12 protein-coding genes are annotated in these 15,437 nt (G+C 41.1%); 10 read left to right on the top strand and 2 right to left on the bottom strand.

What is annotated here, in order from left to right:
* The first annotated feature begins 1 nt into the window (after position 1).
* The 3 genes from ACM5QX_RS25800 to ACM5QX_RS25790 are packed head-to-tail and all read left to right on the top strand — an operon-like array spanning position 2 to position 3,575.
* Positions 2 to 1,774 (top strand): type IV secretory system conjugative DNA transfer family protein, encoded by a 1,773-nt coding sequence (locus ACM5QX_RS25800; protein WP_414756129.1) that lies wholly within the window; start codon positions 2 to 4, stop codon positions 1,772 to 1,774.
* A 9-nt stretch (positions 1,775 to 1,783) separates the two neighbouring features.
* The gene (locus tag ACM5QX_RS25795; protein WP_414756128.1) at positions 1,784 to 2,185 is read left to right on the top strand and encodes a hypothetical protein; all 402 of its coding nucleotides are present in this window, start codon (positions 1,784 to 1,786) and stop codon (positions 2,183 to 2,185) included.
* Positions 2,178 to 3,575, top strand: a complete 1,398-nt coding sequence (locus ACM5QX_RS25790; protein ID WP_414756127.1) for a hypothetical protein — start codon at positions 2,178 to 2,180, stop codon at positions 3,573 to 3,575. The genes ACM5QX_RS25795 and ACM5QX_RS25790 overlap by 8 nt, the downstream gene beginning before the upstream one ends.
* Positions 3,576 to 3,577: 2 nt before the next feature.
* Here the strand turns inward: ACM5QX_RS25790 and mobF are convergent, their stop codons facing one another.
* A complete protein-coding gene (gene mobF / locus ACM5QX_RS25785; protein WP_414756126.1) occupies positions 3,578 to 8,029 on the bottom strand; it encodes a MobF family relaxase in 4,452 nt (1,483 codons plus the stop codon).
* A 779-nt stretch (positions 8,030 to 8,808) separates the two neighbouring features.
* On the opposite strand from mobF, the gene ACM5QX_RS25780 reads away from it, so the two are divergent.
* The 5 genes from ACM5QX_RS25780 to ACM5QX_RS25760 all read left to right on the top strand — a co-directional run bounded on the left by ACM5QX_RS25780 (position 8,809) and on the right by ACM5QX_RS25760 (position 12,312).
* Entirely contained in the window at positions 8,809 to 9,927 is a 1,119-nt protein-coding gene (locus ACM5QX_RS25780; protein ID WP_414756125.1) for a ParM/StbA family protein, read from the top strand.
* Positions 9,920 to 10,372 carry a hypothetical protein gene (locus ACM5QX_RS25775; protein WP_414756124.1) on the top strand — a complete coding sequence of 151 codons (453 nt, stop codon included), beginning with the start codon at positions 9,920 to 9,922 and terminating at the stop codon, positions 10,370 to 10,372. Before ACM5QX_RS25780 ends, ACM5QX_RS25775 begins: the two co-directional genes overlap by 8 nt.
* Positions 10,373 to 10,383: 11 nt before the next feature.
* Positions 10,384 to 11,169 carry a hypothetical protein gene (locus ACM5QX_RS25770; RefSeq protein ID WP_414756123.1) on the top strand — a complete coding sequence of 262 codons (786 nt, stop codon included), beginning with the start codon at positions 10,384 to 10,386 and terminating at the stop codon, positions 11,167 to 11,169.
* A gap of 80 nt (positions 11,170 to 11,249) precedes the next feature.
* The gene (locus ACM5QX_RS25765; RefSeq protein WP_414756122.1) at positions 11,250 to 11,579 is read left to right on the top strand and encodes a hypothetical protein; all 330 of its coding nucleotides are present in this window, start codon (positions 11,250 to 11,252) and stop codon (positions 11,577 to 11,579) included.
* 127 nt (positions 11,580 to 11,706) lie between these two features.
* On the top strand, positions 11,707 to 12,312 hold the full coding sequence (locus tag ACM5QX_RS25760; protein WP_414756121.1) for a hypothetical protein: 606 nt from the start codon (positions 11,707 to 11,709) through the stop codon (positions 12,310 to 12,312).
* Positions 12,313 to 12,390: 78 nt separating this feature from the next.
* Here ACM5QX_RS25760 and ACM5QX_RS25755 read toward each other — a convergent pair whose 3' ends face one another.
* Complete coding sequence (locus tag ACM5QX_RS25755) at positions 12,391 to 13,143, bottom strand: antirestriction protein ArdA (RefSeq protein ID WP_414756120.1); 753 nt, start codon at positions 13,141 to 13,143, stop codon at positions 12,391 to 12,393.
* A 309-nt stretch (positions 13,144 to 13,452) separates the two neighbouring features.
* Between ACM5QX_RS25755 and ACM5QX_RS25750 the strand changes: the two genes are divergently transcribed.
* Both ACM5QX_RS25750 and ACM5QX_RS25745 read left to right on the top strand, forming a co-directional pair.
* A complete protein-coding gene (locus ACM5QX_RS25750) occupies positions 13,453 to 13,650 on the top strand; it encodes a hypothetical protein (RefSeq protein ID WP_414756119.1) in 198 nt (65 codons plus the stop codon).
* 504 nt (positions 13,651 to 14,154) lie between these two features.
* Positions 14,155 to 15,408, top strand: a complete 1,254-nt coding sequence (locus ACM5QX_RS25745) for a DUF499 domain-containing protein (protein WP_414756118.1) — start codon at positions 14,155 to 14,157, stop codon at positions 15,406 to 15,408.
* Positions 15,409 to 15,437: the final 29 nt, after the last annotated feature.

The following is a 15,437-nucleotide window of genomic DNA, read 5'->3' as shown; positions in this document are numbered from 1 at the left end:
GATGCCTGAAACATCTACACTGAAGACAGCCCCTCCCGCGCATAATGTCATTCCCCAAAACTTCTATGATGCCTTCTTCTCCCCGATGGGCTTGGGATTACTTGTAAGTGTTGGAGCGTTGGTGTTAGCCAAAACAATGGAAGGGCGAGGAGCAACAAACAAACTAGCACGGGCGCGATGGGCAGGAGGTAGGGAGAAAACAGCAGCTCGTAAGCTGGCCTGTAAACAGATTACTGAACACAGACATAACAGAGTAGCTTTATATATCGGTACACCCAGAGGTACTAAATTCCAAGTTGTTGGCAACAAACGCATTACCAACATTCCAGAAGATAAAAACAGGCTTTATTTGCCAGATGTGCAGCGTGGCATTTTAGTTTCAGGAAGTGGGGGATCTGGTAAAACCTTCTCTCTGATTAATCCTCTGATACGTTCCGCCATCGACCAGGGGCTACCAATAATCATCTACGATTATAAATATTGTCATCAAGAGTCAGAAAAAGCAGAAGCCAAAGGACAAGCACCCAAGCTGGCAGGGTATGCAGTAGAGCGTGGTTATGAAGTAACAATACTGTCTCCAGGCTTTCCAGAGTCAGGGGTAGCAAATCCCCTTGATTTTCTCCGCAGTCCGACTGATGCAGAGATGGCACGTCAGTTAGCGATCGTCCTGAACCGTAATTTTAAGCTAACAAGTGGCGACTCTTCCGATAGCGGATTTTTTGCTAATGCAGGAGATCAGCTGGCACAAGCTATTTTTATGCTGGCACGCAGTACAAGCTTCCCCGACATTATGATGTGCCATCAACTTCTCAGTTTACCCAGGCTGATTGACCGCATTCAGCAAGCAGACTTAAATCCTTGGGTGAAAGTTGCCTTTGACCAATTCTTATCCGTAGCTGGTAGCCCAGAAACAGCCTCCAGCATTGTTGGTACAACAAGCGGTTTGTTCACTCGCTTTATGACTCCATCAACCTTGTCTGCGTTCTGTGGAACAACAAATATCCCCTTGGACTTGAAAGGACGGAAGATGGTCATCTTCGGCATGGACAAAGAAAAACGGGATGTCATAGCCCCACTTTTAGTTTCCATTTTGCATATTTTAGTAAGTCGAAATGTTGCTAAAAAAAGAACTGAACCTCTAGTTTTAGCATTGGATGAATTACCTACTTTATACCTTCCTGCTTTAGTAGATTGGCTAAATCAGAACCGCGAAGATGGCTTAGTTTCTATCTTGGGTTTCCAGAACATTTCACAGCTTGAAAAAGCATATTCAGAGGAAGTTGCTAACGCTATTTTTGGTGGTTGTGCAACAAAAGCCTTTTTTAATCCGCAAGATGATGTAGCTGGGCAAAGGTTTAGTAACTTCTTAGGAGATGAACAAATTAAGCATAAAGAGCGTTCTCGTACCTCTGGCGGGAAAGGAGGAGCCAGCACATCCTTATCTGAACAAAACAGCACTAGGAACCTATTTGAAATTAATCAGTTTAACTCGTTACCAGAAGGTAGAGCCATAATTGTTAGCCCTGGATTTAGAGGAGGCAGAGAGGTAGGGCTACCGCTATTAGAACAAATTCAGATTCCCCAAGCTGATAGAAATTCTGAAGTAGAGAGCGTAAAGGAATGGTACAAATTACAGCAAAAATTCATAACTCAATCAACATTGAGAGAGCCATCTGGTGAAGAATTAGAAATCAGAAGATTAGAAGCCGAAAGGTTATTGCCTTTAGTAGAAGAAAAGGCGGAAGCTGAAAAGATTATGCAGAATGAAATTTAGGAGGAGAAGATGAATAAGTTTTCCGATTATGAATTAGGTCTTTTAGCTAAACTACCGTTAGATATTGCGGCCTTAGCTAATGAACATCGAATTGATATCATGAACGCGGCTGAATTTTGGGATGAACCGCCATTTCCAGACAACTATATCCCAGAAATGATTGAAATCTATTACGGCAATACCCCCAGTCCTCATGTGTTTATTGTCAATGGAGAATTAGAGGACTATAGGCTAGATGATTTAGACCTTAATACAAAGTCTATTGCTGTGCAGATTGATGACCAATGGGCTTATATCCAAGTTGAAGGTCAAGAAATCCTCAATCGGTTGGGTGGTGTAATTTTACCAAATTTAGTGATTGAACCATCTGTATTGTTAAATTCTGTTTTACAGGTAGAAAATCATGGATGACATTAAAGCCGAGAGTAAACAGATACAGCAAGATTATTTAGAAATCCTCAATGATATCTTGCAGAAAGTTATGGACAAAGGACAATTTCAAGGAGCAGATGCCAATAAGGATATATCAATTTTTGTAGGTAGAGAACTTCAGTATAAAGGAAAGCCTCATGGGGAAGTATCGATAAATCTGGTCAATTCAGATTTAGTAGAGCAGTTGCAAAAGGCTATCAATTCTCCCCAAGAACTGAAAGGTTCTGTCCGAATTATGATTGGTAAGGACAAGGCTTTTCATGTCAAAGACGGAAAAGTCATAACAGATAAGCTGGAATTAGCTACTAAGACGGCTCAAAACTTAACTACTAGCCAAACTAAGAATGTCGCTAAATCTCCTCAGAAATCACCAGCTACTATCAAAGATTTGCAAAGTCAAGTTGATACTTTACAGCGACAGGTTGAATCACAACAGAAAGTAATTGATAATTTCAGTAATCAACAACAGAAATCTCCAGAAGAGATTAACTCGCTATTAACTGAATTTAACAACCTCAAGGCTGCTTTTGATACACAACAGAGAACAATTGAGCAGTTACAGAAAGGTTTAACGGCAGTCAATAATCGTAATACTCCCCATGTACAGAACCAATCTTTGAAAGACTGGATAGGTAAACTCGAAACTAATGTCAAAAAATCTGCCCAAGGCTTGTATGAACAAGTTAAATATAATTTAACTCCAAAAATAGAGGAAATTAAGACACAAATTCAGTCAGCATTGACTCCAAAGATTGATAAAATTAAGGCTCAACTAGAAAATCAGATTGAGTCTTTAAAAACTGAAATGCAATCTCAAATGGAGGCGATGAAGAATGACTTAAAAACACAAGCCGATGTTGTCAAAACTGGTATTAGTGAAGTTAAGGGGCTTGTACAGAGTGAAATTCAACAGGGTGTAGAACGTCATCAAGGCGCTTTAGGTGCTGTTAGTAGCAAAATTTCTGAAGAAGTAAATACAGTTCACAAGCAAGTAACTCAAGCTGTTGGAGATATAAATTCTGCACTCAATCATACTGTTAAGCAGAACTATGAAAAGGTAACAAATAGTGTGATGGAGGCTAAAGGGAAAGCCATTGCTAAAAGTGTTGACTCCATGCTGCGTCTTTTTGGTCAAACAAATGCAGATGGTTCAATGACTTATGAAAGTAAAAGTTTTAACTTTCATAAACAGGGTAATAATCTTTCGATTACAACTAAAGATGGTAGACCTGTCATGGTAGAAGGTGACTTAACAACTGCTGCAACAGAAAGCGATGTTGAATCTCTCAACAAAATAGAAACTGTTGTTCATAATTATTTGAAACCCCAAGCACCGACTCATTCACAATCATCAAAACTCAGACGCTAACTTTATCTTCTAAAACCTCGTCTCGGTTGTGGAGACGGTTGACGGGAAATAGTCAATTTAGCTTTAACTTCTCGTTCTCTTTGTTTTTGTGTCTCCTTAATGGTTGTTAAACGCTCTTGTAATTGAGGAGTTTTGAGTAAATTATAAATGGTACTCATCTCTATAGTTTTTGGTTCTCTCTTCCAGATTTCATGCTTTTGAGCCTGGATTTCCCATTGTGATACATCTGATTCTAATTGCTGTTTCTGAGTAAATAATTCTTTGATAGTGCCGATAGTCTCTAATTGCTGATTTAGCATTAACTCATACTTATTACTCAACTGATGAAGCGGAATAAGCTCCATCGTTCTGATAGCTTTTTCTTGTTGGGAGTGTTTTATCCACAAGCTATCAAGTTGTTGTTGTAACTGGCTAATTTGACTTTCAATAGTTTGCCTATCAATTGGTGACTGCACTTGTGCTACTGTCTCTGAAAAATATTCCTTAACAGCTTGTTCTAAATACAGTAGCTCTTGGTCAGTCAGTCCATCAATTACTTTCTTAAATGCTGATTGAGTCAGTTCACCAGAAAAACGCTCTTGAAGTCGTTGTTTTCGTTCAAAGTCGCTCAATTTTTTGGGCGGGGCTGGTGGGGTATGTCGTTGTTGATTATTGTTATCTCGCCATGCTTTGAGGGTTGATGCTTCGGAATATACCTTCTCGTATGCCAGTGGCCCGTGAGACACAATCAAATCATCAACCCCCTTATCCGGCCCTGGCAAAGTTACCACTTTGATCTTAGCCCCCTGTTCTTCCAGTAGCCTACCAGTGCGTGAGATAGCAATCTCTATGTTCTGCTTCGTTTCGGGTCGCGTCTCGTAATCAAAGCAGAAGGTACACTCGCGCCCTGGTGTGGCGAAAACAGCTAACTCGTCCATGAGTCTAGCTTTCACCTTTTCCCCTAGCTCATCCTTACTGCGATAACCAGCATAAATTCCGGGTAGTCCAATTGCAGCATGACCTTGGCTTAACAGACTGGCTGCTTTCTTAGCTCCCTCCGTGATCGTGGCTGGGAGGTTATGTTTCCAAACACAATACCAAAATCCACTAAGGCGATCGCTGTCGCTTGGCTGTACCCCATGTTTTTCATAGATACGGTCTGCTACCTCATCCGGTACATCAAGCAAGAAAATACTAAGTTCAGTTTTGGGTGGATGCTCATATTTAATGAACTTGCCGGGTTTATCAGCTTTTTCTCTAGGATTATTGGGTTTGTAGCATCCCCACAATGTTCTATCAGGTTTATCCCCAGGCTGTAAGTTAGCAAAAGACTTGGGATTAACGCCAGCATCACACCACCAGCCGCCATCTTCAATATGAGTATACTTACTCATGATTCCCGACGATAACCTACCTGTATTCGTGCGTGGCAGATGCTCACTGTACATGAGGTATTCCCAAGCCTCATGCTCCCAATCTCTGGTTTGGTGCAGACTTTTAAAGTTACAGGCAGCAATTAGAGGGTGAATGGCACTACCAAATACCAGTTCTTGCCAGTGTTGGGAGTCTAGCTGTTCAGGCACTTCAGCCATTTTATCTGGAGTCCAAAATGCTACCTTTGGCTGTGCTGCTTTATGGACTGGTTTCTTAGTAACAGGTTTGGGAGTGAAAGTAGGTAGAGGGGCAGAGGTGCTGGGGGGCAGAGGGGAGGAATTGGGCAGAGGGGCAGAGGTGCTGGGGGGCAGAGGGGAAGAATTAGTATAAGATTTCTCCTCTGCTCCTGCGCTCCTCTGCTCCTCTGCTCCCCTGCTCCCCTGCTCCTGCGCTCCTGCGCTCCTGCGCTCCTGCGCTCCTGGGCTTCGCGGTTCCTTCGCTACAATCGCAGTAGATGTAACCTTTTCTTTCTCTAGTTTTGACTGGCGTTGCTTCTCTAATTCTTTCTGCCGTAGTAGCGCCAGCGCATTTTCCTTAGCCCTACTTGACTGCGCCAAGGCTAGTAAATCGTCTTTATTTTCCGTATATAGTTTTAATTCATACCTAGCACGGCTAACCGCAACATAAAAGCTTTCTTGCCCAATAGTGTAATCCGCCCCTATCAGCACTCGGTCTGCCGTTTTGCCCTGGCTGCTGTACGTAGTGCTGACTGTTGCATAATCCAGGTGTTGGGCTTGTTGTAGGTTGATAAATTCAGTTTGACCACTATCTAAATACTCGATTTGAGCGTTAAAACCAGCAATGGTTTTAACTACAAACTCCTGACCGTTGCGTCGTCCTAATTGACGATCGTTTTTTGTCCAGCGTAGGCGATCGCCCTCGGCAATTTCAATATTTTGACGGTGGTAAACCGCTTTCCTAAATCCCGTGTCTACCTGAAAGTCTTTACTATCACTACCTTTGAGGGTTAGTTGGTCATTATCCTTACCCACCACTTCATATAACTGGCCTTTCTCCAACCCCCGGCGTTTGGAACTGCGAGTGGGCATGACCATATCACCCAGTTCAAAGTTATGGGTGTAGCGCATTTGTACTGAAGTTAAGTCTTTGGCTTGCAGTTGGGTGATGGTGGTCGCAGTACCTAAACTGCCTTCAGATTTCAAATGCTCCCGAATCGCTTGTGTGATTGCCAAACGCTCAAAATTGGTTCCAGCTAATACGAGGGTTTGCGCTCTTTGTTCGGGTGTGGCTGTTATGTAGTCACTGGCGATCGCCGCAATTTTGGATTGTGCTGTTACACTCTGGATGCAACCGTTTTCATCCAAACGGTTAAATCCTTCCTCAATTTGACCATCAGCAATCAAGTCTACTGCCAATTTCAGCTTCGGCGCACGTTGCCTATTAGATTCGTTTAGGTAGCTGGTTTTGATCCCCGCCTGTTGCAGAGACTTGAACGGGTTGCCAGCTTCTACTGCTGATAACTGTTTTGTATCTCCCACTAACAAAACTCTGGCTTGCTCAAGGGCAGCCCGTTCTAAAAGAGCAAGGGCATCTTTAGCACTCAGTAACCCTGCTTCATCCACCACCCAAATTTGATTGGGTTCAATCTCTAGGGGTGGTTCAGACACCAGTAATCTAGCAACAGTCTGGGCTTGAACATCTAACTCTTGACTCAAGACTTTAGCGGCCATCGAACTGGGGGCAAAGCCTTTGATGGTGTAGCCTGATGTGGTGGCAATTTCCTTCAATTCCTTGAGAGCGAAAGTTTTACCAGCACCCGCTACCCCCTGCCATGCTGTAAATTGGTCTGTTGTGGTTGCTGTGGTCAGTACCGCTCGACGCTGATCCGCGTTCAAAGCAGTTGTTTGGAGATGGTTTTCAACTACTTCCGGGTGTGCGAGTGAGCTAACTTTACCTTGTCCAGACTGCATCAATTTAATGGTTGCTAATTCCCGGTTGACTGCTGCCAAGGTTGTAAAGTCGCGCTTTTGAGAAGATAGGCTGAGTAATTCAGGATTGGTTTGCACTAGCGGCTCAATTTGGCTGACATCCGTAGCTAAACCTTGATTAAGAATGAATTTCTCCAAATCTTCCTGGGTGAAAGCTACATTTCTTTCTGAACAGTGAGCGATCGCCTCCTCTAAATTCTCATAACTGACTAACCGGGGTTGTTGCAAAGGTTGCGCTTCTTGCAGTTGTACAAACTTGACACCCAGTGCTGCTGCTTCCTCTCGCCACTTGGCTTTCAATTCCGTAGGGTTGATTTTCTGCTTGATGTTACGGGTGGCAGTCCAAGCCGCTTCTCGCTCTGCCCAAGTTGCGTTTTCCCCTGCGGCGTTGAGTATCTGTTGCCGTCGTTTAGAAAACTCTCTTAAATCCTCATCTCGAAAGCCTTTAATCTCAAACTGCCCGTGTTCTAAAGCTTTTACCTCGTAACCTAGTTTTTGTACCTCAAGAGCTAGGTGGTTCTGGTACACCATGCCCAGAAATTTCTTATTTTTGAAAATTTCATCATTGAAAAGACTGTACCACTGACCAGTTTCAAGCTGCGTCATATTCATGACCAAAGCATGGGTGTGGAGATGCGGGTCTAGTTCCCTGGTTTCAATGTGGTCAAACTCGGCGATGACTAGGTTATTAGTTGGGAGAAGTTCTTGCCCTTTCTCGGTTGTGGCTCTGGTGTAGCTATAACGTTCTTCAATCAGTTTAATGGTTTTTTGCACTGCTAACTGATGGGCAGTAATCAGCCGTTCATCTTTACCTACCAACGCTTGCAAACTAACACTCTTCGGTGCAGAGAAAGTAAAGTCTGTTGCTGCTCGTCGTTGTGAAGAGTCTAACTTTCTGGCACAGAGGTTTTGGCTGCCATCAGGCGATCGCCCATTGACGATGTTAGAAAATGTCTCTTGATGATCAACTGCTCCTGATAATCCAAGTTTTTTAGCTCCCTTACCAGACCAGCGCGAAGTACCTTCTTGGTAATAGCCTTCCATGAAGTAATGTACTGCTTGCTGTGGTTCTGAGTTTTTGCCTGTTAACACCCCTCACTCCTTTCAAAAAAAGTTAGGTTTAATGGTTGAAACAGTTCAGGAACTTGGTGAGGACTGTTGATGATAAATTCAAGTTTTATATCTGCATAATTGTTGAGTTCGCTTACTAACTTATAGAAGTGTTTATGATCAACACACCACACTTTGAATGATGTGTAATAGTTAGGCTTTAGCTCATAAAAGAATTTTTCATTGTTTGGTAATTCTTGAAAGACTCTTACTCCTTGAGCATGGTATTTACAAAAATTAAAACCTAGCCAACTGACTGTTTTAAAATCAGCTACCCGAATCACTACCTCAGAAGAATATTGTTTTTTAGCAGGGGGTTGACTACTCCAGTAATAGCTATTCTCCCAGAAGCACATCGACATCATTTGATGCGCTTGGGTCTTCAAAAGCGAAGCATTTACTTGATGTAGTATTTTGTAATTCAAAACTTTATATTAGTTAATACAGAATTTTTCTGCCCAACTAAATTTTAAAACAACTGCTTTTTTCTGGCAAAAAAATTTTGCGTACTGTGCGAGGATTCAAATTTTTAAAACTTACATGGTTTGCACATCAATCTGACATGAATTTGCCATAGTTTTACCAAGGATTTCACATAACTTTCATGTTAAGAAACTTAGAGTTCCCATGAAAATGACATGATTTTCACATAGTATAAACATGAAAATTACCAGAGTTTACCATAGATTTTACATAAATCTGGCATAGCGCACTGATTTGTTTTGCTACCAAGAATTTTATCTACTGAGTCATCAAATTTTATGAACCCATTAACACTGGCAGTAGATCCGGGTGGTTCGTTTCTCAAATGTTTTTACACCTTGGAAAGCTTTAAACCAGAACTTATTTTGATGGAGCCGGAAGTCGCTACAGTCCCTCTAGAAAGTTTACAAGCCTATGAACAAAGTAAGGTGGGTAGTTCTTCTCCTGAAAACAGTGCTTGGATTGAATATCAAAACAATTTTCAAGCTGTGGGCTTCTTAGCGAGGAAACGCTTTAATGCAGATTTGCAACTGCAACGCCGCAAGTTTGAACTAGCTTTACCTAAAGTTTTGGCGATGGTGGGAGCGATCGCTTCTAAACATGATTTACCGAATAACTCGTCTATCAGATTAGGTATCCTGCTTCCGTGGGGAGAATACCAAGATAGGGCTTTATTTCAGGAGTTAATCACTAAGGCACTAGCTGGCTATAAGTTCAAAGGACATTCTAAATCCTTTGCAGTCGATGCTTTTATGTGTCTTCCAGAAGGTGGTGGTATCCTGACTAGAGGCCGCGCCCCTGGCTCTAGTATCAAAGACCAGACTATTGCTGTGATCATGCTCGGATACAGAGACACTTCTATCCTGTTGATTGAACGTGGGGAAATGAGCAAGGGGAAAACAGAACCTTTGGGATTCTCCAAAATGATTGAATCCGTAATGGCGCAAACCTCCGGCTTAAATGCCCATCAGTTAACGGCGGCGATTTGTAAGGCGGGACGAAATATTAATCCTAAAGCCTTAGAAGGGTTGGCAGCTGTAGATGCCGCTTACAAAGAGCATGAATTAACCACGATTAGAACTGCTGTAACTAACGGCAGAAAGGAATATTGGATGATGTTGTCCAATTGGTTGAAGTTGCAAGTTCCCCGCGATGTCAATGAAGTGATTATTGGGGGCGGTACTGCTTACTACTTTCGCTCTCAACTAAATAATCTGTTTTCTGCAACAACGGTTAACTGGTGTGACCATTTAGAATCACAAATCACCAATAACTTCTCTCAAGTTGCTGCCAATTCCCTGCAATACCGACTCACCGACGTTTATGGATTATTTTTCTACCTATGCGGTAGCAGTATGAAGCAGAATAAAGTACAGGTAGGTACTGCCAATGGATAAGCCAATTGAGTACCGATGCCGTATTGCCTTGGAAGCCCAAGAATCTAATAAAGCCCTGGTCAACTTTCTCAAAACCAAGGAAACTTTAGCTTTTACCGAGAGAGATAAAGTGTTTTCTGCCCTTGTTCCCTATTGGCTACCGTTTGCCATGAGGAATGCAGGGTGTTCAGAAGAGGAATTAAAGCAGTGCGCCAAGAACGCTGTTTATCGTTTGAAGTTGCATATTAGTTATCTAGCTGAAAGTTTTGGGCTGGATCTAGAAGATGTTGTCTTACAACCAGCCACAAGTACAAAACCAATTGCGCCAGTGACCAAAACACCAAAGGTTGATATTGATTTGCAACCATCAACTGCTCCTGAAGTATCTTCTGATACTTCGCAGTCAGATTTAGAGCAGTTAATACATCACGAAGATGACGGCACTTTTGAAGGATTATTTAATTAGTGAGGGGTAATATGCCTTATACAAAAGAGGCCTTACAGAATATGTATGCTTTATCAGCAGAAGATGTGAGTGCAACTCTGGAAGTTTGCGGGTTGCCTGTAGATAAAGAGGAGTATGGCGATGAAGAAATTGCGGCGGTCGATTTTCAACAAGCAGTTGAGTTAGTCAAACAACAGCACTCTGATACATCTACTACATCCACTGCACCAGAAAATGAAGCTCCAGAAGGTAAGAAGAAAAGGAAGATTAAACCGTTAGATATTACCGAGTTACTAGCTAAAGCCCGTGATAAAGGGTTTAAATTGACCCTGTTAGAAACAATGCAAGTATTACAAGCCTGTGGACTACCAGAACAGGATGAATATTCTCAGCCTGAGTGCGATCGCTTCCTTGAGGCTTGCGATTTAATTAAAAAACAACATAAATCCTTTGAGGATGTGGCTCAACATTTTGGGTTAAGTACCAATGACTCCACACCAGAAGGAGACATAGATACAGATCAGCTTCTGGAAGAGCTAGGAGACACTACAGCTTTATTGGGTGTAGAAGAGCGAGAGTTAATTCGGGAGATGGTGAGGCAGAAGGCCAAGGGTGATATGGCTGGGTTGCCCAAATTGTATTTGCAGTCCTTAGTTGAGGAAATGAAATCATCTCAATTTCAACAGGAGTGGCAGAAACTAAGAGAAGCATTTAAAGCTAGGGTCATGGGAAAAAAGCCGACTTCCCCAGCATTCCCGCCGCAGCCGCCTTTAATGAGCTTGCCGCCGACATCGGAGAATGGGTCAACATCCGAATAGCTGATGAGAAATACACGATTGAGGTTGAGGCACGGAAAACTGTTGAACAAGTCGCCCAACGTCGAGCCGTAGAAATAGCTTTGAATAAACTGAGTAAATCTCAGCAGTGGATTGAAGCTGAACAAAAACAAGCAAAACTACGTAGTCAGCGATCGCAGCAATTTAGAGTCAATCTCATTCATATTGCGCGATGGATTACTTCAGGGTGGTCAGGTTGGTTATTTTATTTGGGAGCGTTTGGTATTTTTATATCTTTGGGTTTCGCTTTGGGGGTTAACTTCCCTTCTGCGATCGCCTGTCCCAATACCACAAGTTACTGTTACTTTTTGCGATTGGATAAAGAAACAGTGGTGATTCCTAGTGATTACATCAAAGAATCATCTTCAAAAAAATCCAACCGTAAGCGTTAATTAGTCAGCCTAGTTTCAGTATTGATGTTTAAGGTAATCGGGTAGTTAGCAACTACCCTTACTGACTTCATCAATTAGTAAAGCTTGTTCTTGATTGCTAAATTCTTGAATAATTCTATAGGTAGAGATGGATACCGCAGAAGATTTTCAATTTTTACAAGAAAGTGTGGCGTTAGAACATAACCCTGAATTTGGAGAGAGTGAGTATTTAGTAATACAAGTATCACCAATATGGAAAACTGTTATTAGAGTAGTTCATCGTACTTTTAATTATGTAGAAGCAAAAAGTAGATGCAATTTAGAAAATCTTTCACATGATGATTCAGTTTTTAATACACGCATTTATCACAGTGGTAAACTTTGGATTCCCGGAGATTTATCAGGGATTCCGTATAGAACTGCTCCTCAACAATTCTGGGAGATTGATCCGTATTATGAAGCAGCACGCATAGAAAATCATAATTGTAGCTACCCATATTTTAGAGGTGATTTATTCATTGAAACCTGTTTAATAGAAGATAACGGTAGAGAGATAAATATTTGTCCTAACTGCGGGGAAACCTTAAGAGGATATGAAGATGAAGAATATGATGAAGATGATTATTTTACTTGTTCAAGCTGCAAAGGATGTATTAATTATGATGGCGAATTTTATGGAGATAATCAGCTAATATGTGCAATTCATCCCTATGGATGTAAAAGTGAGATATGCCCTGATTTTTTAGGTTATTAGATAAATTAACGATGAAAATTATATCCGATAAAAAATGACCAGAGGTGACTAAAATTACCTCCGGTCATTTTTTATTAATTAGTAGCGACTGAAAACATAGATTTTGTTGTAACTCTCATCTACTGAATAGTAAGAATCTATGAACCAATCGCGGGCTATGGCTTCTAAATCGAGGTAGAAGCTAGGAACACCCATATCTTCTAAGGTTTTAATCAATCCCTGTTGTTCGAGTTGGTCATAAACAAAATCTTCTTCGTTTTTGTACTCACCCCAATAATGGTCTTGAAAATCTTCTACGCTGGCTTCACTACTGTCATGTTGATAATAAGCGGCGTAGGCTGCGCCATGCTCTGATAAAATTTGAGCAAGTTCAGCTAATTTATTGATGTCTTCGTACTCATCAAGGTGAATACCATGCCAGTTTTGAAAATCGTGAATTGCCCATTCTTCACAAGCTTCATAATTACGACAGGGCGACCAAGATAACATCCATTCGATATCTTCTTGAATTTCTTCTGCATCTTGTGTACAGTCAATCCACATTCCGTGTAGCTTGCCATTGTTGTATGCAGATAAACAAGCTACATAAATTTGTGGTGAATCTTCATCTTGACATTCTCGTTCATGTTGTGGGAAGGGGAGCAAGCAGCTTTCACCTTCATTTATTGGTAAATTAACTTGAGCTAGACTGATTGCTAAATTTACTGCCCGTTGTTCTTGAATAGGGTATGTGAGAATGTTTTTATCTAACGTGCAGTTGTAAACTTGCTCGGCTACTAATTGCGCTTCTATTTCTGAGTGAAATATGAGGGTGTTAGAAAACAAATTCATGTGTTACAATCCTCTTATTGATTAGAAATCAGAAAAAGCACCGTTAGATTGGTCGTCGGGGGTGCTTTTTCTGTTGTGTATGTAAGAGTTTTGGATTTGGCACTACGCTCTTGGGCTTTATGCTTCGGTATCGGTTCCGTTGCCGGGAGTCTTTTTGGCACTCCATTTCCTATCTCTCACTCTTTAATTATCCCATATATATATGGGTATATCAAGATTTTTGACCTGTTGAATGATTAAAATAATTAATGTATTGCCATATATATACGGGATTTGCTAAGATAGGCTTATAGCAAAAGGCTAATTACTATGGAAAGAAACGATATTGCTACTCGCTTTCAATCAAAAGGAGTAGGAGTAAAATCTGGTGCAAAACCTATCTCTGTACTGCTGCCAGAGGAATTAGATACTTACGTGCGTAACAAACCAAACCGTTCTGAGTGGCTACGGCAGGTTATTGCTGAGGCTGTAGCTAAAGAACAAGCTTCAGTTTCCCAGGAAGATTGATTGTGAATTTTCTCCAGGCGATCGCTACTCAAAATTGTGTAGATGCTGAAACGCTTATCATATTGAAGTTAAAGCTTAGTTTCCAAACACTACCGTATTTTGTTGGATTTCTATCCGCACTGTTGATATATTTTTTGCTGCTGAGTTGAGAATTTAGATTTAAGCAATATAAAAATACAATTCTTTACTTTGTTGTAAAAGTTATTTATAAGAAGACTTTTAAGAAGTGTTACTGTCCAACAGGATTGCGAGGTTGCTGCTAAATCCAAAAAATTCAGCTTATAAAATCGCCATTTATGTAAGTTTAGAAATAATTTTATCATTCCATAAAATCTATACATAAAGGGTGATTTTAGTCAAAATACGGTGTTTTTACATAGGTAATACCTAATTATCATAGTTATTATATAGCCAATAATGCGGCCGCATTATTGGCGAAGTATTCGTCTATTAGTTTTGGAAAAATAAACAGTTGAAATTAAGCAAGTATGACTTGATTTCAACATGAGTGATCGCAACTTTGACGGCAGCGATCGCAGTTTTGCCGTGCAGTTTTTAAGACTAGCGAAGAAAACGAATGTAATGAAAACCTTATTTGAAATTTGTAGCCCTCGCCCTGACATATTGAAAGGGAATATTCGAGAGTCTGATTTTGCAGCAGATTTGGCTCAGGTCATTAATGGTACAGCACCACCAGAGTATGCTTTACCCGATAAATTCTTTGCCAATACTCATCCCACCCAAGGGTTAAAAGCATTATTAAAAACTGTTTGTCAAAGGCTGCAAGGCGTGGGCGGTTCTGCCGTGTTGCGTTTGGATACTCAGTATGGTGGTGGTAAGACTCATAGTTTGATTGCGCTGACTCACGCTGCACACGGAATGCAAGGCGTAGAGAATGTTCAGGAATTTATTGAGGCTGAACTCGTCCCCAAGACCAGGGTGAGATTAGCTGCTTTTGATGGAGAAAATGCAGATCCGGTAAATGGTAGACCTCTGGGTGATGGTTTGAGAGCTTACACCCCTTGGGGAGAACTGGCTTATGGATTAGCTGGGGTAGCTGGATACGAGAAAGTACGTAACAGCGATACCGAAAAAGTTGCACCAGGGGCGGCTACAATTCAAGAGTTATTTGGTAATGAACCAGTATTAATTTTATTAGATGAATTATCTATATACTTACGTAAAATTAAAGGAAGAAAAGAACAAGACCAACTTACGCCTTTTCTAACTGCTTTATTTAAAGCTGTGAGTTCTTCAGCAAATGCTTGTGTAGTTTTCACTTTAGCAGTTGGTAAAGAAGGAAAAGCCACAGATGCTTATTCTCAAGAAAATGAGTTCGTAGCAGAAAAACTTGATGAAGCTACTAAAGTTGCAGGGCGAGTAGCTACACTTTTAAACCCAACGACAGAACAAGAAACTGTACAGGTTTTGCGTCGCCGATTATTTTCTTACATTGATGAGAATGCAGTCCAGGAAGTAATTCGTAATTACGAACAATTATGGATAACCCACCGTGGTGATTTACCAATTGAACGGGTGAATGCAGATAGAATAGCTGATTTTCGCAATGGTTTTCCTTTCCATCCGGCGTTGATGGATTTACTTACAGATAAACTCTCAACCCTAAGTACCTTCCAGCGTGTTAGGGGAATGTTGCGGTTGCTGACACGAACCATTGCTTATATTTGGCAAGAACAACCAGCAAATACCTATGCTATTCATTTACATCACGTTAACCCTTTGTTGTCACTTCCATGAGAGAATAATTAAGTAAAAACGCCGAAAGT

The organism is Anabaena sp. CCY 9910, assembly GCF_963920875.1.
Taxonomy (GTDB): domain Bacteria; phylum Cyanobacteriota; class Cyanobacteriia; order Cyanobacteriales; family Nostocaceae; genus Trichormus; species Trichormus variabilis.
Note: the sequence above shows the minus strand (reverse complement) of the source record. Positions and strands in the feature narration are given on the sequence as shown.